Origin of the sequence: Dendronalium phyllosphericum CENA369, assembly GCF_016056275.1 — a bacterium.
In the GTDB taxonomy this organism is placed as follows: Bacteria; Cyanobacteriota; Cyanobacteriia; order Cyanobacteriales; family Nostocaceae; genus Dendronalium; species Dendronalium phyllosphericum.
Map to the genome: position 1 here is coordinate 23018 of NZ_JAECZA010000024.1, position 25511 is coordinate 48528.

General features: G+C 40.3%; 18 protein-coding genes. 12 read left to right on the forward strand and 6 right to left on the reverse strand.

Features of this window, described 5'->3' with window-relative positions; translation table 11 throughout:
- Nucleotide 1 precedes the first annotated feature (1 nt).
- From I8752_RS08705 to I8752_RS08730, 6 genes are all read left to right on the forward strand, one after another.
- Nucleotides 2–418 carry a DUF1824 family protein gene (locus tag I8752_RS08705; protein ID WP_214431912.1) on the forward strand — a complete coding sequence of 139 codons (417 nt, stop codon included), beginning with the start codon at nt 2–4 and terminating at the stop codon, nt 416–418.
- Nucleotides 419–685: 267 nt separating this feature from the next.
- Nucleotides 686–2611, forward strand: a complete 1926-nt coding sequence (locus I8752_RS08710; protein WP_214431913.1) for an ABC-F family ATP-binding cassette domain-containing protein — start codon at nt 686–688, stop codon at nt 2609–2611.
- Between the two features lie 199 nt (nt 2612–2810).
- Nucleotides 2811–3308, forward strand: a complete 498-nt coding sequence (locus I8752_RS08715) for a pentapeptide repeat-containing protein (RefSeq protein WP_214431914.1) — start codon at nt 2811–2813, stop codon at nt 3306–3308.
- Nucleotides 3309–3336: 28 nt separating this feature from the next.
- The gene (gene purT, locus I8752_RS08720) at nt 3337–4512 is read left to right on the forward strand and encodes a formate-dependent phosphoribosylglycinamide formyltransferase (RefSeq protein WP_214431915.1); all 1176 of its coding nucleotides are present in this window, start codon (nt 3337–3339) and stop codon (nt 4510–4512) included.
- Nucleotides 4513–4828: 316 nt separating this feature from the next.
- Complete coding sequence (locus tag I8752_RS08725) at nt 4829–5986, forward strand: FIST signal transduction protein (protein ID WP_214431916.1); 1158 nt, start codon at nt 4829–4831, stop codon at nt 5984–5986.
- A gap of 3 nt (nt 5987–5989) precedes the next feature.
- Nucleotides 5990–7099 (forward strand): sensor histidine kinase, encoded by a 1110-nt coding sequence (locus tag I8752_RS08730; protein WP_214431917.1) that lies wholly within the window; start codon nt 5990–5992, stop codon nt 7097–7099.
- Nucleotides 7100–7170: 71 nt separating this feature from the next.
- On the opposite strand, the gene I8752_RS08735 is transcribed toward I8752_RS08730, so the two are convergent.
- The gene (locus tag I8752_RS08735) at nt 7171–8508 is read right to left on the reverse strand and encodes a serine hydrolase (protein ID WP_214431918.1); all 1338 of its coding nucleotides are present in this window, start codon (nt 8506–8508) and stop codon (nt 7171–7173) included.
- A 238-nt stretch (nt 8509–8746) separates the two neighbouring features.
- Here I8752_RS08735 and I8752_RS08740 point away from each other — a divergent pair, with 238 nt between their 5' ends.
- Entirely contained in the window at nt 8747–9619 is an 873-nt protein-coding gene (locus tag I8752_RS08740) for an S-methyl-5'-thioadenosine phosphorylase (protein ID WP_214431919.1), read from the forward strand.
- 324 nt (nt 9620–9943) lie between these two features.
- Here I8752_RS08740 and I8752_RS08745 read toward each other — a convergent pair whose 3' ends face one another.
- Together I8752_RS08745 and sat are read right to left on the reverse strand one after the other, a co-directional pair.
- A complete protein-coding gene (locus tag I8752_RS08745; RefSeq protein ID WP_214431920.1) occupies nt 9944–12073 on the reverse strand; it encodes a caspase family protein in 2130 nt (709 codons plus the stop codon).
- A gap of 241 nt (nt 12074–12314) precedes the next feature.
- A complete protein-coding gene (gene sat, locus I8752_RS08750; RefSeq protein WP_214431921.1) occupies nt 12315–13493 on the reverse strand; it encodes a sulfate adenylyltransferase in 1179 nt (392 codons plus the stop codon).
- Nucleotides 13494–13868: 375 nt separating this feature from the next.
- Between sat and I8752_RS08755 the strand changes: the two genes are divergently transcribed.
- The gene (locus I8752_RS08755; RefSeq protein ID WP_214431922.1) at nt 13869–14450 is read left to right on the forward strand and encodes a thioredoxin family protein; all 582 of its coding nucleotides are present in this window, start codon (nt 13869–13871) and stop codon (nt 14448–14450) included.
- 179 nt (nt 14451–14629) lie between these two features.
- On the opposite strand, the gene I8752_RS08760 is transcribed toward I8752_RS08755, so the two are convergent.
- Nucleotides 14630–15148 (reverse strand): hypothetical protein, encoded by a 519-nt coding sequence (locus I8752_RS08760; protein WP_214431923.1) that lies wholly within the window; start codon nt 15146–15148, stop codon nt 14630–14632.
- Nucleotides 15149–15620: 472 nt separating this feature from the next.
- On the opposite strand from I8752_RS08760, the gene aroA reads away from it, so the two are divergent.
- Nucleotides 15621–16970, forward strand: a complete 1350-nt coding sequence (gene aroA, locus I8752_RS08765; protein WP_214431924.1) for a 3-phosphoshikimate 1-carboxyvinyltransferase — start codon at nt 15621–15623, stop codon at nt 16968–16970.
- Between the two features lie 149 nt (nt 16971–17119).
- Here the strand turns inward: aroA and I8752_RS08770 are convergent, their stop codons facing one another.
- Nucleotides 17120–19072 carry a N,N-dimethylformamidase beta subunit family domain-containing protein gene (locus tag I8752_RS08770; RefSeq protein ID WP_214431925.1) on the reverse strand — a complete coding sequence of 651 codons (1953 nt, stop codon included), beginning with the start codon at nt 19070–19072 and terminating at the stop codon, nt 17120–17122.
- Nucleotides 19073–20128: 1056 nt separating this feature from the next.
- Here I8752_RS08770 and I8752_RS08775 point away from each other — a divergent pair.
- The 3 genes from I8752_RS08775 to I8752_RS08785 all read left to right on the forward strand — a co-directional run bounded on the left by I8752_RS08775 (nt 20129) and on the right by I8752_RS08785 (nt 24472).
- Nucleotides 20129–22462 carry a WD40 repeat domain-containing protein gene (locus I8752_RS08775; protein ID WP_214431926.1) on the forward strand — a complete coding sequence of 778 codons (2334 nt, stop codon included), beginning with the start codon at nt 20129–20131 and terminating at the stop codon, nt 22460–22462.
- A 412-nt stretch (nt 22463–22874) separates the two neighbouring features.
- Complete coding sequence (locus I8752_RS08780) at nt 22875–23897, forward strand: tetratricopeptide repeat protein (RefSeq protein ID WP_214431927.1); 1023 nt, start codon at nt 22875–22877, stop codon at nt 23895–23897.
- A gap of 194 nt (nt 23898–24091) precedes the next feature.
- Entirely contained in the window at nt 24092–24472 is a 381-nt protein-coding gene (locus tag I8752_RS08785; RefSeq protein ID WP_214431928.1) for a DUF4346 domain-containing protein, read from the forward strand.
- A gap of 162 nt (nt 24473–24634) precedes the next feature.
- On the opposite strand, the gene psb32 is transcribed toward I8752_RS08785, so the two are convergent.
- Nucleotides 24635–25372, reverse strand: coding sequence for a photosystem II repair protein Psb32 (psb32, locus tag I8752_RS08790; RefSeq protein WP_214431929.1), 738 nt, complete (start codon nt 25370–25372; stop codon nt 24635–24637).
- Between the last annotated feature and the right edge of the window lie 139 nt (nt 25373–25511).

Here is a 25511-nt window from a genome sequence, read left to right on the forward strand (position 1 = left end):
TATGTCAACTTCCGATCGCGACAATTTCACAACCTCAGAAGCAAAAAAAATTCTGATTAAATTCAACTGTTTAGATATTGCACCTATCCTCAAGCCATCAGAAAAAGCCTTAACTCGTCGTGCTCTAATTTTGCTTGCTAGCCTTTCTGATTACCAAATATTAGGAATTTGTGCTGATACAGCAGAAGAAGGCATACTTGCTATGAAAACTTATTCTCATGCTTTTGGTTATGAAGCCCCAAGCAATTTACCTACAGTAGAAGGGCCTGTTTATATCAAGTTAAATGGCAAAAATGGTCTCTGTCATCTCGATTCCTACTCAGGACATCATCGCGGAGTCTTAGTATCTTGTCAGTCTTACGACGAAGAGGGAATCAATGAATTGTATGGACATTTACCCCTCGATTTATTTGTGTAACATGTGGCAATGTCAGTAGGTAAGCTAATGTTCCTTTAACTAGCATCATCAAGACGCGGGGACGCGGAGACTGGGAGACGCGGAGACTGGGAGACGCGGAGACTGGGAGACGCGGGGACGCGAGGACAAGAGAGTAGGGGAGAAATAATAACTACTCTTACCTATTGCCTTCTGACCCTTCGGGTTCGTCAGTTGTTCATGGGGGAAACCCCCAAGACCACACTGACTCACAACTGACAACTGACAACTGACTAATGACTAAATCTTATGAGTATTATTACACTACAGTCAGTAAAAAAAGACTTTGGCATCAAAGAAATTTTAAAAGATGCTAATTTTAGTCTGGATGCTACTGATAAAGTTGGCTTAATCGGTACAAATGGTTCTGGTAAATCAACCTTATTAAAGATGATTGCGGGGCTAGAATCAGTTGATAGCGGTCAAATTCTTTTCAGTTCTGGTTCTAAAATCATTTACTTACCTCAGCAGCCAGAATTAGACGAAAACCGTACAGTTTTAGAGCAAGTTTTCGCTGATAGTGGCGAACACATGATTTTAGTACGTGAATACGAAGAACTGACTGATAAGCTGGCTCATTACCCAGAGGATAGCCAATTAATGTCTCGGCTTTCTGTGGTAATGCAGCGTATGGATGCAAGTGGGGCTTGGGAATTGGAAACCAATGCCAAAATCATCCTGAGTAAGTTAGGAATTTCTGACTTTAATGCCAAAATAGGAACTTTATCAGGAGGCTATCGTAAGCGTATTGCCCTAGCAACAGCTTTGCTATCAGAACCAGACGTTTTACTCATGGATGAGCCAACAAACCATCTTGATGCTCTTTCTGTGGAATGGTTGCAAAGTTATTTGAACCGCTTTCGCGGCGCACTTTTATTAATAACCCACGATCGCTACTTTTTGGATAAAGTTACCAATCGTATTATTGAAATTGACCGAGGCGATATTTTCACTTACACGGGTAACTATTCGTATTACCTGGAAAAGAAAGCTTTGGCGGAAGAATCTGCTGTTAGCAGTCAACGCAAACATCAAGGTGTATTGCGACGCGAACTCGAATGGTTAAAACGCGGCCCAAAAGCTAGGAGTACAAAACAAAAAGCGAGAATTGAACGCGTTCACGCGATGCGAGAAACCGAGTTTAAACAAGCTCAGGGTAAAGTCGATATTTCCACAGTTAGTCGTCGTATTGGCAAGAAAGTTGTTGAACTGAATAATATATCGAAAGCTTATAGCGATCGCACCTTAATTAATAATTTTAGTTACGAATTTAGTCCAGAAGACCGCATTGGTATTATAGGCGGTAACGGTGCAGGTAAATCCACCCTTATGGATATCATTACCGGACGCGTTCAGCCAGACTCAGGTAGTGTGGAAATTGGCACTACCATTCATATCGGTTATTTTGACCAACATTCTGAAGAATTACTCACAGCCTTAGATGAAAATCAGCGCGTAATTGATTACATCAAAGAAGAAGGAGAATTTATCAAAATAGCCGACGGTACTAAAATTACTGCATCGCAAATGTTAGAGCGGTTTCTGTTTCCTGGAAACCAGCAATATGCTCCCATTCACAAACTCTCAGGAGGAGAAAAAAGGCGGTTATTTTTATTGCGTATTCTTATTAGCGCGCCGAATGTTTTGATTTTAGACGAACCAACAAATGATTTAGATGTCCAGACATTAGCAGTCCTAGAAGATTATTTAGAAGACTTTTCTGGCTGTGTCATTGCAGTTTCTCACGACCGCTACTTTCTCGACCGCGCTGTAGACACAATTTTTGCCTTAGAAGCAGGTGGAAATTTACGGCAATATCCAGGTAATTACTCTGTTTATCTAGACTACAAAAAAGCCGAAGAAGAACAGCAAGTTGCTAACACAAAGGAAAAATCAAAAGATGTAGAAACTCAAAAAGCTACCTCTTCATCGCAAAATACAGAAAATAAAAAGCGACGCAGATTATCAAATTGGGAGAAGCAGGAATTCGAGCAATTGGAAGGTAAAATTGCTCAGTTAGAAGACGAAAAAGCAGAAACTGAGAAAGAATTAACGAAAGTGTCGCCTGGAAATTACACCCAAGTGCAAAAACTCTACGAACAAGTGGAAAAGCTTAAGCAAGCCATTGATATGGCAACTGAACGCTGGTTAGAATTAGCTGAGATGGATTCCTAATAAAATAGGCGATAAATAAGAACGTACTGGCGCTACTTAAAGTAGGGTGCGTTATGGCGAAGCGCAACGCACCATATATCTCGGTGCGTTACGGCAAAAATATGATTATCGCTTTACCCTGAGTCGCTTCACGCCGTAACACACCCTACAAAACAAAGATTTACTTGATAAATCATTTATAAAAATATTAGCTAAAAAAATGATAAATATTTCTATTCAATCTCTCCACCACTCAGCTATTCAATTTTTAGAACAAAGCCCCATTAAACGTTTAGAAACTCTTCAAGTGCTAGGTCTAGGTCGTTATGATTTTTTAACTAAGATGCGTCTTAATGAGGCAAACATAACTTGTGTAATGCGATTTTTGAAAAATCCTAATGAGCTAAAGTTTCCCAATTTAGTTGAGGCAGATTTATCTAATTTAGTTTTAGATGAAGTAAATTTTATTAGGGGTAATTTATCAAGAAGCAACCTCCAAGGCAGTAGCTTGGTAAATGCAGACTTACTATTTGCCAATTTTACAAAAGCTGATTTAAGAAATGCAGATTTAAGAGGCGCAACTCTTAATGAAACCATTTGGTTGGATGCTTTAGTAGAAGGATGTCAGTTTAGTAGCAAAACTGGATTAACCGAACTACAACGTAAAGATTTACAACTGCGTGGCGCTAAGTTTAACTCTTCAATAGAAGATAACTAAAAGATAAAAAGTTATATAGCAGAAATTTATGAATAATTCGATTAAACTGCCCCAAAAATTAATGCTTCTGGGTTCGGGAGAACTAGGCAAAGAATTTGTAATTGCTGCTCAACGCCTTGGTAATTACGTAATCGCCGTTGACCGCTATGCCAACGCTCCAGCGATGCAAGTCGCAGACTGTAATGAAGTGATTTCTATGCTGAGTGCTGATGAATTAGAAGCTGTAGTTAAGAAACATCAGCCTGATTTTATAGTACCAGAAATCGAAGCGATTAGAACAGAAAAACTATTGGAATTTGAACAACGAGGCATTACTGTTATTCCGACTGCGGCGGCAACTAACTACACAATGAATCGCGACCGAATTAGGGAACTAGCGCATCAAGAATTAGGCATTAGAACTGCTAAATATGGCTATGCATTAACTTTAGAAGAATTGATTGCTATTTCTAATGAAATTGGATTTCCCAATGTTGTCAAACCAGTAATGTCATCCTCTGGTAAAGGACAGTCTGTAGTATCAGATAAAAGCGAAGTTGAGAAAGCTTGGAATTATGCGATCGCCAACTCTAGAGGTGACAGCCAAAAAGTTATAGTTGAAGAATTCATCAACTTTGAAATCGAAATAACTTTACTGACAATTAAACAGTGGAATGCACCAACAATTTACTGTCCTCCTATCGGTCATCGCCAAGAACGAGGAGATTATCAAGAGTCTTGGCAACCAGCAGGTATTTCTGAAGAAAAGCTATTGCAAGCCCAAGAAATAGCCACAAAAGTCACTGATGCTTTGGGAGGAGCCGGAATTTTTGGCGTTGAATTTTTCATCACCAAAGATGAAGTAATTTTTTCCGAACTTTCGCCCAGACCCCACGATACAGGAATGGTGACATTAATCTCACAAAACCTCAATGAATTTGAACTACATTTGCGAGCAATTTTAGGCTTACCCATTCCCAATATAGAACAGTTGGGTTCGTCAGCTAGCGCCGTGATTTTAGCTTCCAAAAAATCAGATGCAATTGCTTTTATAGGTGTAGCTGAAGCTTTATCAGAAAAAGATGTAGATATTAGGTTATTTGGTAAACCCACAGCTCATCCTTATCGACGTATGGGAGTGGCGTTAGCAAAAGCTGCGAATGTCCAAGAAGCACGAGAAAAGGCTACAAAAGCAGCAAGTAAAATTCAAATTATCAATAAATAGCGATACGTTTAAGTTGCATATCAGGATTTTCCAGTCAACACATGGCTTAAGATATATAATTTAGCGGTATATATACTGACTAAATGCATCCTACTTTATAGTCTTTAAACAGATATTTTCATTTAAATTTATACCAATTTAAATAATGCTTGCGACACATAAATTCTTCGTAGAGGCACGGTAGTACCGTGTCCCTACCCATTTGTTGCATTCTTTTTTCAAATTGGTATTACTTTATAAATATCCTCTAGCTGATATAAAAAGGTTGCCAATTTTGGGAATAATAACCTTACCGTAAAGCTAGTAACAAATATATATGTTGAACGCAGTAGTTGGTCATAGTAACGATCCAGATTCTATGTCAGCGATTACTGAAGTTATAGAGCAATGCCATAATGCTTTAGCTGGGAAAGTTCCTCAAGCTGGTATTTTGTTTGCAGCAATTGACTTCGATCATGCACTTATGTTGCAAGAAATTGATCGAGCCTTTACAGGAATTGAGTTAATCGGTGGGACAACCGATGCCGAAATTTCTTCAGTGTTAAAGTTTCAGCAAGACTCTGTAACCTTAATGCTATTTTCGTCAGAAGAAATTGAGATTTGTGCAGGCTTGGGTCGAGGGTTATCAAAAAACTCAATTGCCGCTACTAAACAAGCTGTCGAACAAGCACAATCAAAAATTATTAATAAATTTGCGTCTCAATTGTGCTTAACAATTCCAGAAAGTTTAACAGTTGATGGAGTCTCAATTGTAGATGGATTAAAGCAGGCACTAGGAAAACATATTCCTATTTTTGGTGGATTGACCGCAGATCAATGGAAATTTGAAAATACATATCAATTTTTTCAAAGTGAAGTTTTGTCTGATTCTGTTCCTATCTTGCTATTTTCAGGTAACTTTTTGTTTTCTCAAGGAGTAGCTAGTGGTTGGCATCCTATTGGAAATAAAGGAAAAGTTACTAAGGTTAATCAAAATCTTCTTTATGAAATTGATGGAAAGCCAGCATTAGATTTTTATTATCATTATCTCGGCGGTCTGCCTCCTTCTGGAGAATATCCTTTAGCAGTATTTGATGAACAAGAGCAGGGGTTTTATATGCGCGCCCCTAGTAGTCATAACGCTCTAGAGGGAAGCATTACATTTTTAGGAGAAATTCCCGAAAACGCTTTTGTCCAAATTGCCCAAGCGAGTCGAGAAGATATTCTCGGTGCTGCTAAAACCTCAATTACAAATGCTTTAGAAAATTATCCGGGAACAAAGCCGGATGCAGCCATATTTTTTTCCTGTGCAGCTCGGCGGCAATTGCTGGGCACGCGCACTATCGAAGAGTATCAGCTTGCTCAAGAATGTTTAAACACAACAATACCTGGTTGTGGTTTTTATACTCATGGTGAAATTTCACCTTTAACTCATGGAGGAGAAACTCGATTGCATCACGAAACATTTGTGACTCTTCTAATAGGAATGCATTAAACAATGACAGAATTAGACTATGAGCAAAAAATTAAGGAGCTAGAAAAAGCAAATAGAATTCTCCAAAAAAAACTAGAACGTTCTGAAAATAATCGTATTTTACTAGAAAAAAGTAATGATAAAAAAGAAAACTTGTTTCTAAATGTTATTAATGAACTCAGAGAATCACAAAAAACATTAGAGGAGCGAAGTTACGATTTAGAACAAGCTTTAAAAAAGCTACAAGCCATGCAAAGCAAACTAGTAGAATCTGAAAAAATGTCAGCTTTGGGTCTATTAGTGGCTGGAATTGCTCACGAAATAAATAATCCTGTTAATTTTATTCATGGCAATCTTCAATATGCTGCTGAATATGCTCGTGATATTTTAGATTTATTACAGTGCTATCAAGAAACTTCTTGTAGTTCTCATCAAGTAATAGCAAAAAAAATTAAAATTAATGATTTTGATTTTATTAGAGAAGACTTTATTCGACTTATGAAGTCTATGCAATATGGTACTCAACGCATCCAAGAAATTGTCCAGTCTTTACGCACATTCTCTCATTTGGATGAGGCAGAGTTTAAAGCTGTTGATATCCATGAAGGTATTAATAGCACTCTGATGATTTTGCAAAGTCGGCTAAAATCTCAACCAAACCGTCCAGAAATTACAGTTATTCAAGAATACGGCAGTATTCCTTTAATAGAGTGTTATGCAGGTAAGCTCAATCAAGTATTTTTAAATATTATTAAAAATGCAATTGATGCTTTAGAGCAGAAATTAGATAATGAACAGAAATTTTACCAAAAACCGGGTATAGATTGTTTACAATCTACTTTCTGCTCATCACATTTAATTCCGACAATTCACATTATTACAGAGTTAGTAGATAGCTGGGTAAAAATTTATATTAGTGACAATGGTTGGGGAATGGATGAGCAGGTAACTCAACAAATATTTAACGCATTTTTCACTACTAAACCTGTAGGTAAAGGTATGGGTTTAGGTCTATTTATTAGCTATCAAATCATTGTTGAAAACCATCAAGGTAAACTAGAATATAACTCCACTCCTGGTATAGGTACAGAATTTGTAATTATGATACCTCGACAACTAAGAGGTAATTTGTAAAAAAGCTGACAATTATAAGCTGCTGTGGCAGTTGCGCTGCCACAGCCAGCATACATTAAGCGAGACTGTTTTTACCTCGTAGCACTGTCAGGAGAATCAACCGTAGCAACTGGGTTAGGCTGATTTAGATAATCGTAGACAAGGTGAGAAACTTGGCGGATAAAGTCTCTTCCCCTGACATCTTTATAAGGACGTTTGACGAAGATTGCAGCCAGATAATGCTTGCCACTAGGCATAGTAATAAATCCGGCATCACCGATGAGAAAACCGATATCTCCTGTTTTGTTGGCAATGACTGCACCTTTCCCTAAACCAGCTGGTAACAGTGTGTGAATGGTGGTGCGACGCAGAATATCCAAAGCTTGCTCTTTACTAGTTGGAGTCACAAGTTTGTCATTCACCAACAAAGCCAACACCCGCGCCATATCTTGCGAACTTGTGGTATTGGTTCCTCGGAGATCGGCTAAAAGATGCCGAATCACCGTGTCTTTCAGTCCCCAACTACGAAAACGCTGATTGAGTCGTGCTGCACCGCCCAAGCGATCGATAATCATGTTGGTGGCTGTATTGTCGCTAATAGTCACCATCTTGTTAATGGTTTCCAAAGCAGTGTACTTCTTACCAACTCGCTGATACTGCATGATTCCAGAACCATTGGTTACTAAGTCACCCCGCATCGTTAGCATTTCATCGAGTGTGACTTTACCAGCATCTAAGTCCTGAAAAAAGGCAATGAGAATTGGCAGTTTGATTGTACTAGCAGCGGGGAAGACGCGATCGCCTCCAATATCTAGATAATTTCCAGTATCCAAATCCAGAAAAAACATTCCTGTTTGCAGAAAACTGTACCGCGCCATCAAAGCTTTAATTTGAGGTTCCAGCACCTTCATTGATGAATGCATCGGAACCACACCAGCAAACAAATTACTATTAGTAACTGTTGGTTCCGTACTTGGTTTCGTCGCAATTTCTGGGGGATTTGGTTGACTTATAGCCAATCGTATCGGCTGAGGTAACTGCAAAGACCAAGAGTTGGGTGATTGTTCTTGCAGCTTTACTTGTGCTGGATCGAAGGTATAACCAGGTGCGAGGCTAATTGAGATGCGCGTGGTATTTGCGGTCAATTGTTGGATGCGAACTTCTCTGGTTATTAATCCCACTTTTTGACTGAGTGGATATTTTAAGCTAACTCCTGGCAGATCGATTACCAAACGAGTCGGGTTAGCAAACATTTGTACTTGAGGTTGAACATTCTCATCTGTGGTGAAGTTCAAATTATTGCGATTGCTATCAAAATGCCAATTGGCGATTGTAGCAGCTTTGACGCTAGAACCAAGCAGAAAAACACTTAAAAAGCTGGATAACAACCAGCTGGCTTTGGCAATGTTTACTTTAGGTGTGACTAACATTTAGCGATCGGTTTGTGTGTGAGGAGGATTCAGCAAAAACTCTCACTAATAAATCACAATATTGACCGTTTGTCAAAATTATGCATTAGTAAAAGGGACTGGGGATTGGGGTAGTGGTATATCAGGGGATTCCCTTCTGCCCTCTGCCCTCTACTTTCTTAACGAGAAAAGCGATCGCTTGCTTGACTCTGCTTTTCGGTAAAATAACTTAGTTACTCAGCAAGGAACAGTTAGGATCGTGGCTCAAGCTAGTATTGGGATTATTGGTGGTAGCGGTCTATACAAAATGGATGCCCTCAAAGATGTAGAAGAGGTGCAAGTCCAAACACCGTTCGGTTCGCCTTCTGATGCTTTGATTTTGGGAACACTTGACGGTACGCAAGTAGCTTTTTTAGCTCGTCATGGTCGCAATCATACTTTATTGCCTTCTGAGTTACCGTTTCGTGCCAACATTCATGCGATGAAGCAACTAGGCGTAAAGTATTTAATCTCAGCTAGTGCTGTGGGTTCCTTGAAGGAAGAAGCAAAACCACTGGATATGGTAGTACCAGACCAGTTTATCGACCGGACGAAAAATCGGGTTTCAACCTTTTTCGGTGAAGGAATTGTGGCTCACATAGCTTTTGCCGAACCGATTTGTCAAAATCTCTCGAAAGTGCTGGCGGATGCGATCGCTTCTCTAAATTTACCAGAAGTTTCTTTGCATCGCGGTGGGATCTATGTGTGCATGGAAGGCCCGGCATTTTCAACCAAGGCAGAATCGAATCTTTACCGCAGTTGGGGTGCAACAATCATTGGTATGACAAATTTACCAGAAGCGAAATTAGCAAGAGAAGCAGAAATTGCCTATGCAACTTTAGCGCTGGTGACTGATTACGACTGTTGGCATCCCGACCACGATAGTGTCACCGTGGAGATGGTGATTGGTAATTTGCAGCGAAATGCAGTCAACGCTCAAAAGGTAATTCAAGAAACTGTGCGGCAGTTGAGTGAAAATCCTCCGCCTAGCGATGCTCATTCGGCTTTGAAGTATGCAATTTTGACGCAATTGGACAAAGCACCAGCAGCAACAAAGGAAAAGTTAAAGTTATTGTTGCAGAAGTATTTGTAGACTTGCTCATAATTTTACGTAAGTTCGATGAACCTCTCCCTCCCAACCTCCCTCTCCCACGGGGAAAGAGAGGAGCAATGAGAAATTAGGGTTTTGGCTCCCCTCTCCGCGTCGGAGAGGGGTTGGGGGAGAGGTCAAAAAAGGGTTTGTCGAACTCACTTTAATGAGGGATTGAGAGGTTTTTTGCGTAAGTCCTAACCAATTTGAAAAAAGAATGCAACAGACATCTTGGTAGGGGCGCTGTTACGTTCGCCCTTACAAACAATTCATCTACCCCTTTTTAAGGGGTCGCCGCAGGTGGGGGAATCTTACCAGATTGGCTGCTTACACTACTTGAAAACTAAAATAGAGACTTGCCCAATTATTCACATCCAACACATAGGATTCAACTGCCGTACTATTGATTTCAGCTTGGACTGCACTGGCATTATGCAAATCTTGCAGCACAGCTTGGGCAACTTCTAAAGGGTTGATTAAAGGGGCAATAGGCTGTTGTTCTCCTGTAGGATACTTAGCAGTTTCTAAAGCTTTGAAAGTTTCGCTGAAAGGGTTAGTGCTGAAGATCAATTGATGTTCGCAATCGTAAGCTGGCCCTGAAATCATCCATTCAGATGCGGTAATAGTTTGTGGTAAGGTGAGGGTTTCTTGAGGGGCGATGACTACTTGCTTGAGCAAAGGTTTCGTTTCTGAATTGTTTGGTTCTTGGGGAGTTTGCCAAGGATAAAATGCGATCGCTGTCCTATTGTTCTTTAATCCCACTAGCATTAAATATACTGGGCGATCGCCATTATTCTGCACTCGATATTGCATCCGGCTGCCGATAGGCACAATGGGAGTGCTGAGTGCTGAGTGCTGAGTACTGAGTTTTTTAGTTGTCCTTTCAGTAGTAATTCGCCCTGTTTCGCGTTGCATGACTACGCGAGGCGATATACCGCTAATTATCTCTAGGGTTCCTTTAACTTGTAAGTGGGAAGAACCTTCATTTTCTGTGAGTCGCCATAACTTGGCTGCTTGCAGGGTTGGCAATTTTGGCACTAATCGTTGTACTGCGACTTTTACTGCTTCTCCAACTTCCCCAGCAGTATTGGAAATTAGTTCGCCGCCCAATGTAAATAAACCATAGCGACTGGTAGTTTGGGGAAGTTTGCCAAACACGTAATCAGCTGCTTGTTCTCCCGCTACTACAGTAGAAACGCGGGCAATTCCAGCAAAGACACTTGTCGCGTCTACTCGCTCAATTCTTTCGAGTCCGGTATCTAGGGCAACTATTAAATTAATATTTCGAGGTAACACGCGAACTGCTTCTTGGCATTGTCCGATTTGTGGAGGATTTGCGCCTTCAACTTTAGAAATTCGAGCTTTAGCTGTTAACCCAGTACGCGATCGCAATACTAACCGCTCTCCTGTTAATAAACTCAGTTGGGAATTGACTCCGTAGTGTTCCAGTACTTGGGGAGGTAGCCCCCCCAACCACAGAGTAGCTGTTTTTTCTTCTTCAATAGCGATCGCCGTGCCTTCTGAACTAACGCTATTGTCTAAAAATAGAGAAGTGACAGGTAACGTCTCTACTTCTTGTTGATTTTTCTTACTAGTCAACAAACCTGGCTGCTGTTTGCTACCCAGCTTGGACATCGAACTTCCCACATGGGATAGACTAACTTGAATTGTCCTTGCTGGCGTAGTTTCCCAAAGGTATTGCGTTAAGGCGTAGGTAAATAACCCCGCACTAAAACCCGAAAATTGTAATTCTCTGGCGAACTGCTTCGGGTTGGAAGTAGCATACAGCACAATCGGATTGCTGGATAAATTCTGAGTTTGCAGTTTTTGGAGGAATTCGAGTTCTGTTGTTGCTAGCTGTGCTGCTAATAGTTCTGGGCGGGAACGAATTTTCAATCCTGCTAGCGGGACTGGATCGGGAGTATAGTAGCTAGTATCTAATACTGCTGTAACGCGTTCCGTGGGGAGCGATCGCAACAACAGCAGCAAAGTTTCTTCCAACAAATAGTCAACTATTTTCTCGTCTTGATTTTCATTGGCTGGAACTAAAGCATTTTGCAGTGTATCTGAAGATTCTAACTGGATGCGAGTACCGCAGCCGCTAAAGTGGAAAACAACTACATCGTCGGATTTTGCTTGCTTACCCAGACGATCTAAAAAAGCTGCCTCAATAAAGTCTCTGCTAGCTTGTTCCTCTGTTAAAGTCAAAATATCTGAGGCTTGGAAGCCAAACCGATGAATCAACAATTCTTTTTGCAGTTCCACATCGGTGAGACAGCCACTCAAAGATGGACTTTTTTGGTATTGATTGATGCCTACTAGTAATGCTAATTTGCGCGGATTAGGTTGTGCTAAAGCTTGGTAATAGCGATCGCCTAAAGTTAACCACTCAGCCTCAGTTACACCCAACACCGCGAGTATCGAGCCAATCCGTTGTAAAAAAGTCCGACGCTTCATAATTAGCCATCAGTTATTAGCCCGTCAGCTAACAGCTGAAAGGGCTGAAATCTGTGTGTAAAGTTCAAATTTATACTTATTGCCTATTGACTAAGAAGAATTCAGGATGAATTCTATGTGATTGGTGGCAAAGAAAGGGGATTTATCTATTGAGAAGAAGACAAGCCTTAAAACTTAACTAAATTGAAACCCCTGAATTTTTGGGGTTATTCTGAATACTGACTCCTCCTCATAGACTATCCTAAACCAAGACTGGTATTTGCATTGCCCGCGCCAGTTCTGCTGCCACTTCCGGACGGGAAAATTCTGGTGGTGGCAATTCACCACGACGCAGCATTTCTCTAACTTTTGTTCCCGACAGGTGAATGCGTTCTTCTGGTTTGCTGGGACTAGTTTTGGTTGTCGCCATTTGTTTGGTGCGCGTGCAGTAGAAAGCGTGTTCAAATTTCATGGGCACGATCCCCAATTCAGCAGGCTCAAACTCATCAAAGATGTACTGTGCATCGTAAGTGCCGTAGTAGTTACCAACACCTGCATGATCCCGCCCGACAATAAAGTGAGTACAACCGTAATTTTTGCGGATTAAAGCATGGAAAATTGCCTCACGAGGCCCAGCGTAACGCATTGCCGACGGATTAATTGCTAAAATCACGCGATCGTGGGGATAATAGTGTTCCAGCAAAATTTCATAGCAGCGCATCCGCACATCGGCGGGAATGTCATCATCTTTGGTTGCCCCTACCAACGGGTGCAAAAATAAAGCATCAACTGTTTCCAAGGCACACTTTTGGATATATTCATGGGCGCGATGGATGGGATTACGGGTTTGGAAACCAACAATGGTTTTCCAGCCATTTTCGCGGAATATCTGGCGGGAGGCGGCTGGATCTATTTGGTAGGCAGGAAACTGGGGATGGGGATCGCGTTGCAGTAGCCAGATATCACCAGCAAGATGTACAGAACATTGGTTATAAACGACTTGCACGCCTGGATGATTAGCATCATCGGTGCGATAGACATTGATTGCTTCTTTGGTCTTATCGTAACTATACTTTTGCGTGAGTTGCAAAACTCCGATATACCGACCTTTGGGGTTATCTAGACGGATTAAGCTACCTTCTTTTAGGGAAGCAGCAACTTCTTCTGCTACCGAAAGTGTAATCGGAATTGACCACACAAAACCGTTGGCCAGTCGCATTTCTGTAACCACGCGCTCGTAGTCTGCTTGGTTCATAAAACCCGTGAGTGGACTAAAACCGCCGATCGCAATCATTTCTAAATCCGAAACCGCTCGTTCGTCAAGTTGCACTCGCGGCAAAAACTCGGCTTTTGAGAGAAATTCTTCCCTTTGTTCGGGTGTGGCGATGCAATTAATTAACTGTCCACCGTGCGGTGCAATGGCATCTGGATGGTGACTCAACGTAAATCCCCTCTTCTGTTTGCGTTAACTGCTATTGTTTCAGACTATGTACTAACTTATCAAAATGCTGGTACGGAGAGAAAAAGAGTTTGTATAGAAGACTAGCTTTTTACTTTCTTCTCTGCGCTCTCTGTGCCTCTGCGGTTGAAAAATTATTGATATAATCACACAGAGGTACACAAAGCGATCGCAAAAATCAGATACTGGCGCTTCAAGTATAATTCAGTGAAAAATACCTAAACTATCAACTGCTTAGAAGTATAGGCACTCATGCCTAAAACATCAAACTTACGTTAATTTATCAAATTTTTAGTGATATGTTGAAAACATAGTAATAATAAAAGCCGTTTTCCGAGTCTAGATATAGGGTGAATCATGGCTTTAACAACTTCAACTATGTTGCCGTTAGGCACAAAAGCCCCAGATTTTAATCTACCAGAAGTAGTATCTGGGAGAACAACTACACTTGCTACTTTTGCAGACAAAAAAGCACTGTTGGTAATGTTCATTTGTCGGCATTGTCCGTTTGTAAAGCACGTGCAACAAGAATTAGCGCAGTTAGGTAAAGATTATTTCACAAGCGATTTAGCGATCGTTGCCATCAGTGCTAATGATGCTAAAAATTATCCCGATGATGCGCCAGAGTCATTAAAGGCATTTGCCACAGAACAAGGATTTACTTTTACCTTATGCTACGACGAAACTCAGGAAACAGCGAAAGCTTATACAGCAGCTTGCACGCCTGATTTTTTTGTCTTTGATGCAGAACGAAAACTTGTCTATCGCGGACAATTGGATGATAGTCGCCCCAGTAATGGTAAACCCGTAACAGGTGCAGATTTACGTGCCGCTATTGACGCAGTGTTAGCGAATAAACCCGTGACGGACGAACAAAAGCCAAGTGTTGGTTGCAATATTAAATGGAAACCTGAGAACGCACCCAGTTATTTTGGTTGATATTATATCTATACTTTCAATTTGGTGTAGTGTTTCACCATTTATTCATCCGCAGCTTCGCACTCCAATTCATACTGAATTCTGGCTTCTGACTCCTGAATTCTATTTTGATAACAAAATTAAAATTCTCCCCCACTCAACATAGATGATGGGTAGGGGAGAATTTAAATTGCTATCTATTAATGTTTAATTTCTAAATTGAGGATGTAACATCCGAGTTGGACTTTTTCTCCCCATAATTCGTATTCCAGCCGTAGATGCTCTGGTAATGAATGTCCGTTTAGCGACAAGTTAGTTGTAAAATTGCGTAAGCGAATCGGATCGCTAGGTTGCAATGACTCAGTTGGCAACCAGTAGCGGCTAACGCCATAAACGCCTTGTTCCCAGAAGTGACGGTAACTGACTTGACCGTTACCTTGCATAGTCATGATTACCCGGTAAGGGGAAATTTCCAGCCATAAGATTCTGGGACTGTTAGGCGCATAAGCTTTGCTGATTTTTGGAGTCAGAGTCTTCTCATCCTCGCAATTGAAGGAACTACCCACTTCGCAGGTAATTAGAGGAGGTGCAGTCAACAGTAAATGAAATCGGTCAACGTCTTTTTGATACAGCGTCCCGGCCGTTTCAACAACAGACCAGAATGGCAGATCGGTAGAAATAAGTGATAAGCACACGGGCTTGCGGTGATGGGTCAGCATGGGAGCGATAAGGGCTAAAAGCTAATGAACAAGTTAACTCAACACAAGTATCTCTAGCAGGTCATGGTAAGCAATTAAATAGTAAAACATGCTTAATATTAACTGAATATGCTTATTTAGTAAGCTAGATAGATACAAATGAAAAGTAAAATATTAATAAATAAACAGTAAAAACGATACTTTTTCTACGGAGAGTAAAGCTATAAGTAAAGCTAGTGAATACTTAAATTTTTGTGAATAATTCAGATGAGAGCATCAAGACAGCAGAAGTCTTTGGAGAAGCATAAGACACCTAAAATAGTGTCTTATGAAAGAATAACCGAACATCAGAATCACTTTTAATAGATTTGATGAAATTTCATAGAATGAAAAGCGATACCATACTAGAGAGGAAGTCATCGGTGGCTGCATAACTCACTAATGAACTCCCGATATATCAAAAATCAGTATATTTAAAAGTCAGTGTATCCTAATGTCGGCTTCTGTTATAACCGTAGAAACTCAAGAAGACCTTTCTCACAAGTTAATTATCCAACAACCCGCTGTTGGGCTATCTTTACAAGGCAGCATCCGAGTACCGGGAGATAAATCTATCTCTCATCGCGCTCTGATGTTGGGTGCTTTGGCTCAAGGGGAAACTGAGATCCAAGGTCTGCTGTTAGGAGAAGACCCCCGCAGCACTGCTAGCTGTTTTCAAGCTTTGGGCGCGGAAATTTCTGAATTAAATACAGAATTAGTGCGGATTAAAGGCATTGGTTTGGGGAATTTGCAAGAACCAGTTGATGTGTTGAATGCTGGTAACTCTGGTACAACGCTGCGGCTGATGTTAGGAATTTTGGCATCTCATTCGGGGCGCTTTTTTACAGTCACAGGCGATAGTTCTTTGCGATCGCGTCCGATGTCCCGTGTCGTGAAACCTTTGCAACAAATGGGGGCGCAAATTTGGGGACGTAAAGGCAATTCTTTAGCACCACTTGCAATTCAAGGACAAGTTCTTAAACCCACTCACTACAATTCCCCCATTGCCTCAGCCCAAGTTAAATCCTGTATATTACTTGCAGGTCTATTGACTGAGGGACAAACCACTGTTATAGAGCCTGCTATTTCCCGCGACCACAGCGAACGGATGCTGAGGGCGTTTGGTGCAGACCTGACCACAGACCCAGAAGCCAAAAGCGTTACTATTAATGGCCCCGCTCAACTGTTCGGGCAAAAGGTAATTGTACCAGGCGATATCAGTTCCGCTGCCTTTTGGTTAGTGGCTGGGGCAATTGTCCCAGGTTCGGAGTTGGTAATTGAGAATGTCGGCGTGAATCCTACCCGTACAGGCATTTTAGAAGCTTTGGATTTAATGGGAGCAGATATCCAACTGGAAAATCAGCGAGAAGTTGCTGGCGAACCAGTGGCCGATCTGCGAGTACGTTCTAGTCGCTTAAAAAGCTGCACGATTGCGGGGGAGATCATACCGAGATTGATTGATGAAATTCCCATTTTGGCAGTGGCGGCGGTGTTTGCCGAAGGTACAACAATTATTCGGGATGCAGAAGAGTTGCGAGTTAAAGAAAGCGATCGCATCGCCGTAATGGCACAACAACTGCATAAAATGGGAGCGAAAGTGACTGAATTACCCGACGGTATGGAAATTACTGGCGGGACTCCTTTAGCGGGTACTGATGTTGATAGCCATACAGATCATCGCATTGCCATGAGTCTAGCGATCGCTGCTTTAGTTGCCACGGGAATTACGACAATTCACCGCGCAGAAGCAGCAGCCATTTCCTATCCCAACTTCACTGCGACATTGCAACAAGCGATCGGCTAAATTTACTCACAAAGAATTATGTTACTCCCTTTACTTGTTTTATAGTCAAGGGAGTAATAATTTAATATTGAATTTTCTGTTACACGCCTACCTAGTTATGAAAGCATAAATTAGGAGTTAGAAGTGGTCTAGATTCTGGACTCTAACTCCTAAATTCTGACTTTTTGAGGTCGAATATGTCTGATTAGATAATTTAACAGACGATAGCCAAATGCCTTGCTGGAAGTATTAACCGAACTACTCAAATAGACTAAATGATTCCAGCCTGATTTCAACACATCACTTTGTGTAACACGAACAGATATAGGGTCATATCCTCCCCATACTCCCATATCCTCAAGTACGTTGTAAATTAATCGCTGATAAGGCTTCGATTCCCTAGCAGGCAATACATTCCATGAATCCAACCCCCAAACTGATTGAATTGAACCAACAGCGAAAACTCTAGCACCACTAGGAGCCGTAAAATATACACCATGCGATGTTTGCACTGCGTTCATCGGTAGAGTACCGACAAATGATTGAGAAACATTAGAAGTCGCAGGAATAGGATTAGGGATATTTGATTCAAAAATAATACAGTCCAAAAATTTGGGCGTACCTGGTTTGGTTAGAGGCTGTGCGCGAGGATCTGGATCGACATGATCCCATTCATAACCAAGTAATTGAGTCAATTTAGAACCTGCCGTTAAGCCAGTTCCCCTGAAAACATCATGGTCTTTTTTGACCGTGAGATCGTAGCCTCCAAAAGCATTTCCAATATCCCCGATATAACCAACACCAAATAAACCACACTCACCTGTTATTTTGCATCCATCGAATGTTTGGCCAAGTAAATCTGGGTCGCGAAAACGGTAAGTAGGGGGAAAATTAACTGTGTCTTCTACATAGTTAGAGATAACACCGCCGGCCATTGGATCGTTCAGTTTATAAAGATCGGCGGTTCTATAGTCATCATGCCATTTGATATTCCAGTAACAAGTGTTCGCTGACAATGAAAGGATATGTACGCCACCTTCTACTGCTTCTTTTATTGCCTTATATTCTTTGAAGCTCCAGTATTCATCATGACCGCTATTCATAAAAACGCGATATTTTTTGACAAAATCTGAGCCTTTTTTATCGATATCTTGACCAGAACAGTAAGAAACTCGATAGCAATTCTTTTCTAACCAACGAATAGTATTAGCTTCCCAGCGTAGGGGATTGCTATTCACCATTTTGGGATTATAACAGTTACCTTCCCACGGGCGATCGTGGGTAATTTGTAGTGCCCTTTCTTCGATTGAATATGTTGATTTTCTGTTGGCTTTATCGTATGCAAAGCTGTTGTAAGCAAGGTGAGTTGCAAACCCAAACTTATAAAGAATATCAGATTTGAGATAATCGTCTCGCAGAATAAAGAATGCTAAACATTGTTTAGTTGTTATTTTATCGGTGAGTTTAACCATATAACAACCAGTAACCCAAGTATCATCGGTTGCAAGGCTATAAGTTTTCACCCAGTCATAACGAACTAGCTTGGTTTTATCGTCAACTTTCTCGTTAGATGTTGGTTGATTGATTGCTGCAATATTATCAACTGTGCTGACCAATCTTGCACCTACACCTCCGTAATACCCCAACCTATAAACTTCGATTTTGATGTCTCCTGGAGTTAGAACACTTGCAATTACATCAATCGATTCACCTTTGTTAATAGATTCGGCACTCATATAAGCGGCAATCTCTAGACTTGTCGCATAGTTAATTTTTGTCCAATTTTTAGTTCCTCGTTTTAAATTTTCTAAAAATATTGGATGATTAACGACATGTTTGCTGACAGCATCACCGAATTTTATTCGCTTGATTTTTCCTTCAATCGAAATGTCTTTGAAATAGTAAACATCTTCATAGTCTCTTTCCGAAAAAATAGTAGTTAATGATGAAATATCTTTAATATTGGCATCATCAAATTCTAAATAGTCTCTTTCCGAAAAAATAGCAGTTACTAATGAACTGTCTTTACTATCGACATCGTCAAGTTCTAACTCAGGGCTGTTCGATTTCAGACTTTCAGCAGTTGCATAATCAACAAAATTAGGCTCTGTTGGTAAGGACATGGTGAGTGATTCTCCAGTTCTATCAGAACTTTCGCAATGGTAATAATTCAGTTGTTAGCATCAGGATTTACTTAAATTTAGGGTAGTTTTACTACCTAAAATAGGACTATTAGATAGAATTTCACTATCTCAACCACAACTATTAGATAGAGTTTTACTACCTAAACCACAACTATTAGATAGAGCTTTACTATCTCAACCACAACTATTAGATAGAGTTTTACCACCAAAACTACAACTATTAGATAGATATTATTAAATAAATATTAAAAATAGTTAAATCTTGTATAAATATATGTAATAAGCTTTGATAAAGCTGGAATGTATTTATTTTAGCTTAGGAGAATATTCACTATTTAAAATTAATTCAGATGAGCGGTTAGAGCGAAACCAATTAATGCCAAAATTTCTAAGAAATTACAGATTTTGTCAATAAGTTAATGTACTTAAAGCAAAAAAAGAGATTTTGTACGAGGTAATTAGTAATTGCAGCTATACAGGCAAAACTTCTTTGTATGAGGTTTTATAAATACTAACATTGCAAAGATTGCAAGTTGCTTTATGCCACTTTATACACTGTGCGAAGGTGTCTCGCTTGCAATTGGAACAACCCCCAGCAACTAGCTTTTTGTAGCAACTTCTCTTTGCAATAGTGGACTCACCGCCTGCGTGGGTTATTTAATGAAGTCTCCGTAGGTAAATTTTACTTGTGTAGTAACGAATTCTATATTGGCTAATTATTTCCAGATTTCTCATGAATGACTTAGGATTGCTATATAATATTGTGCAATTAAGTGTAAGGTAAGCAATAGAGTTAATTAAGAACATTGTTAGATGCTAACTTTTATACTTTTGTTTAGCATACTTCCTATATTGACTATTTTTTTCTCCCCAAAGATGTACCCTTAAAGTAGTACCATGAGCAATGTTTAGTAATTTTATTAATGAACTGCAAAGGTAAACAAGTTACAAGGGAATAGTCTAAGTAGTGGCTAGCGATAAATTCCTATTTATCTTTGTGGCGTAGTATTAGTGTTATTTAACAGGAATCTCCTTATGGAGCAAGGGTTAAGATTACTTCTTCAACTGGTGTTAGAGTTCACTCCTGTAATTGTATCTCTCATCCAAAAGAGAACGGAAGAAAGTTTAGCTACAACTAATTACCAATTTCCCAAAGCAATCAAAGAATTTGCCCAATCTGTAAATATCTCAACTAATATCAATAATTATCTGTCCGGAGGATTTGAACAAGAAAAACTCTTACAAAAGCAATTAGCAATCTACCACCGGGAAACACAATTACAAATAGTCAACCAAAAAAGAGATACGGCACTCAAGTTACCAGAAGTTCACAAAATTCTTGATAGCTGGCCTTTAAGATTATATCCTTCACAAATTTTAGATAGCGCTAGTTCTGACCGCACCCCGCTAAAAATTTTTCTTGCTCCTCCGCAAGTGCATTTTGACCAATTCGCTTGCAGGACTGAAGGAGCTTCGGAAATAGAGTTAATATTGGCTGAAGGTATACGAGAATTTATTAACAAGTATTATTCGCTGCAATCTCCAAGCAGACCAACAGAATTATTAGCAGGAGCTTGGGATAGTAAGCGTTTTCATAGCGAATCTAGTATAAAAGCTTTGTTTGGCGCATTGAAGACAGAGCCTGTTTTAATTTTAGAATCAGAAAATGATGGAGATTATTTCAATTTCCGTATTGCTTATTGGGGATTGGGACAGGACAAATATTACTACCAAACTATTGCTCGTTTACCTTATAAAGAAATAATTCAAGAATCTGCGAAAACTCGCGCTTTAGAATGGAAGAAAATTAGAGATGAACTCTTAGCACTAGGAGAAAACTTAGAAGAAATTAATTTATTAGGTAGAGATAATGTCTATAATTTGGCAATTTTAGAAAAATTAGAAAAATGGCAGCATCAAGGTATTGATGTTAGTAAACTGTCTTTACAATACCAAGTAGATCGTCAAGATTTTGAAAAACTTTGCCAAGTATTAATTGCCTGTCACTGTCTAGTTGCAGCCTGGGTAGCGGATACATATCATTTAGTGCATTATGATGTGCCTCCCTTGCTGCCAAAGTTGCTACCAAGTATGCTCAAAAATGCACTTGATTTACAATCAGTGCAAGCAATTGTTACAGGTTACAAACAAGTCTACCAAGCTTTAGAAAACGAGCGACGTTACTGGATTCCAGAGTTAGCTTTGCAGTTAGCTCAAAGTTTATCTAATTTAGCCGATCGCGCTTGGGCAAACGAACAAATAGAATACTCTCTATCCACATGGTTGGAACTGCGTCAAATCTCTGCACAAGAATTTGCTAACCCTTTAGAGGCGATGCAATCAGCCATCAAAATAGAAGATGAAGAATATATTCAAAAATTAAAAGAATATTTTCTGATAGTAGGCGATCGCCAAAATATTCTGAATGTAGAAAAACTTTTAGATGCGATCGCCATTCTCAAATACAAACGTACCCTAGAATCTCCAGATGTCAGCTACACCATAACTGGACATTTAGATGCAGTTGTATCTGTTGCCATTAGTCCTGATAGTGAGATTTTAGTCAGTGGATGTGCAGATAAAACTATCAATGTATGGAATATTAACACTGGTAAACTCATTCGTACTTTGACAGGGAATGTAGGAGAAGTTTCATCCGTTGCCGTTAGTCCCGATGGCAATTTCCTCGTCGTTGGTAGTTGCGAACACCCCAAAAGTAATGTTCAAGTCTGGCATTTGAAAACAGGTAAACTACTCCACACACTCCTAGGACATCAAAAACCAGTCAACGTTGTAGCAATCAGCCCAGACGGACAGATTCTCGCTAGTGGCAGTAATAAAATTAAAATTTGGCATCTTTATAAAGGCGATCGCATTTGTACTCTGTGGCATTCATCGGCCGTTCATGCTGTAGCTATCAACCCCGATGCAACCATTCTTGCTAGTGGTAGTTCTGATACCAAAATTCGATTGTGGAACCCACGCAGTGGCGATCCATTACGCACGCTCAACGGTCACGATGGAGAGATAAAATCAATTGCCATAAGTCCTGATGGACAACTCCTCTTTAGCGGCAGTGCTGACACAACCATCAAAATTTGGCATCTAATTACAGGTAAACTTCTTTATACTCTGACTGGGCACGTCAACGAAGTGAAATCTTTAGCTGTTAGTCCCAACGGACAAACCCTCATTAGTGGCAGTGCCGATAAAACCATCAAAATTTGGCAGCTTTCTACAGGTGAACTGCTGCAAACCCTCACCGGACATTCACAAACAGTAAATTCTGTTGCCCTTAGCCCAAACGGGAAGTTTCTCGCTAGTGGCAGTTCTGATAAAACCATTAGAATGTGGCAAATTAGTCATTAGTCGTAGCTGCTGCCAGGAAATGGTTAGGGCTGATACGGGGACGCGGGGACGCGGAGAATTTTAAAGCTAGCAAAATTAATGCGATAGACCACTAGCAAAGTTGCCCTGTTAGACTACTTTGCTAGGTTAATGCTAAAAAATCCAATTCTTTTCTCCCCCAGCTTCCCCTCACTCAGCAATTTTGGGTTAGCAGACTGCTTGACATCTCATATTGTTTTGAGGTGAGATATCTCAAATTTTGAGTAAAATTTTTACCATAATATTTTATCTGGGTCTTATATCCAACGGTAGGTTTAACTATTTACATCTTCTATCTAAAGGTAGAAAATAATGTTTAATTCAAATTTGGGAAACCATAAAAGGGTTCATTCCCAAGAAGATAGCTATTTATCTCTAGTGCAACCGAGGTCAAATGACGCAACCTTCAAATCAAGTCAAAGTGTGGGAACAACGTCGTTATGAAGCCAATCGCTACTACCAGCGTGGAAAATTTCAAGAATCTTTAGAGCTAGCAACAAAGAACCTACAGTTAGCTAGAGCTATTCCAGATCGAGCTAGAGAAGGTCATACATTAAACGACATTGGTTTAGCTTACCTCGGTTGCTGGGAACTTCAAACAGCACTAGAATGTTTTCATCAGGCGCTGATAGTTGCTATTGAACTTGATAACGCAATAGCGCAGGCTACAACACTTAGCAATCTAGGTTCTACTTACAGCCGACTAGGACAATTTTCGCAAGCGTTAGAGTATTTTGACAAAGCCGCCAAAATCTTCAGGCAATTAAAGGACACTCAAGGCGAAGTTTCTACTCTCAACGATGTAGCACTAATTTATACCAAACTGGGAGAACCAAAACGAGCATTGCTATTACATCATCAAATTTTGGCAATGCGGCGATTTTTAGGAGACTTTTCTGGTGAAGCCACAACGTTAAATGGCATTGGATTTGCATACAGCACCCTAGGCCAATTTGAGAAAGCTCTACAATTTCTTGAAGATGCGCTACCAATTCAACGAGCTGTCAGGAATTTGATTGGTGAAGCAACAACCCTGAACAACATAGCCTCTATCTATAGCGATATAGGACAACCTCAACAAGCGCTATTACTCTATCATCAAGTTCTGTTGACGCGTCGGGCATTAAGCGATCGCTCTGGTGAAGCAACAACCCTGAACAACATCGGTTACACTTACAGTCACCTCGCGCAGCACAGACAAGCACTGAAGTTCTACAAAAAAGCTATTGCCATTCATCGAGAACTGGGCGATCGGCTGGGAGAAATTTCAACATTGCTGAATATGGGAAGCCTTTACGCTACAACAAAACGCAAAAAGTTAGCGCGATCGTGCTATCAAAACGCCCAAGAATTAGCTGGAGAAATTGAATATGAGACACTGCTAGAAAAGGTACAGTTATTTATGAATTCTTTGTAGGTCGAGCTGTTGGTATAACTACACCAATATTGATTTTAATGGGTAAGGATAAATACTTAAAAAGTATCCTTACCCCTTTTCTTATAAGTAATCAGAAAAATCTTCAATATATAAATAAAGCTAAGAATATAGGAATTACACTTGATATAGAGTGTAAAAATCCTGAAGAAAGAAATTTACTTTTTATAATGCTTATGGATTTGATGGTTAAAGATTTAGCAAAAATCGATCGCGAACTTTCTCAGCGCCATATAGACCTCGATCCGAGTGGATATTTCATTATCTACCTGGATCGAGCAGCTGGTTTAATTTATGCCAAACATTTCACAAATGTGATTGACGAACGTGGTTTGGCTGTAGATCCAGAGACAGGAAAGGTGATTCCTGCAAAGGGAAAAGTAGAACGCACTCACACAACAATTTTTAGTGGGAGGACGGCAAAGGAACTGTGCGTAAAAATCTTTGAAGATCGGTCTTGTGTAGTTACTCAGTTAGACCACGCAGCTTATTTAGGTCGGGAATTTGTCCGCGCTGAGGTAGCTTTAGTAACAGGACAAGAGTATGTTCAAGATTAAAGTTAAGAGTGATGACTGATGACTGATATAGCCGTAGTCATATAGATTAGGACAGTATTGATAGCTCAAAGCCACCAAGCAACTGGGTTTTCACTCAGCACTCAGCACTCAGCACTCAGCACTTTGCTATAACAGTCAACAGTCAACAGTCAACAGTTAAATTTATCCACCAGATGATGGTTGATTGATTTGGTAAATGTAGTAAGTCGCCATCGGGATAATGGTGGCGGCAATTAAAAGTCCTACTACCCAAGCAGTGGCATTACCTTGGTCGGTTTCTTCTGCTTTTTTGAATGTGCCTTCTACTTGCACTTTGTCAACAATTTCGGGTGGGCCGGGGTCGGGTTCTCCAGAGAGAACAGCAACTAAGCGATCGCTTGCATCTAGAAATGCTTGATTGTATTTGTTTCCATCCCGTAAAGGTGCACCCAATGTTTCAGAAGCCACACTCTCGGCAATCGAGTCTGTTAACACAGACTTGACTTTATCCCCGGTAATTATGTCAGTACCGTTAGTTACTGTAACCAGGACTAACAAAGTTTGATTGGCTTGCGCTTCTTTTGTCGGAAACCATTTTTTAAACAACGCTTTAGTAAAACTTTCTGGTGTTTCTCCATAGTCGAGGCGGCGAACAGTAACAAATCTGACTTCGTTGCCAGTTTTTTTTGCCAAGTCATCCAAGGCACTGCTAATTTTACCTTCATTCAAGCGGCTGATAACGTCACCTTCATCCAATACCCAAGTGGTATTGCCAGCTACGAGACTTGGCATTTGATACACGCCTGTAGCGAATGCAGGTAAAGCCAACAGCGAGGAACCTACAATAGCGATTAGCAGCGGTAGAATAAACCGGATAATGTGTTTTTTAATTCCAAGTAATTGGTTGAGGAGCTGTTGCATCGAACGATCCCTTAAGACAGACTAGCACCAAAAATACTACACAACCAATGTCAAAATCACCTCATTCATGGATCAAAAATAGGGAATGGATGACAGATGACCAAGCCCCGTTGGGGCGGGCTGAGTGGGTGTGGGGCTG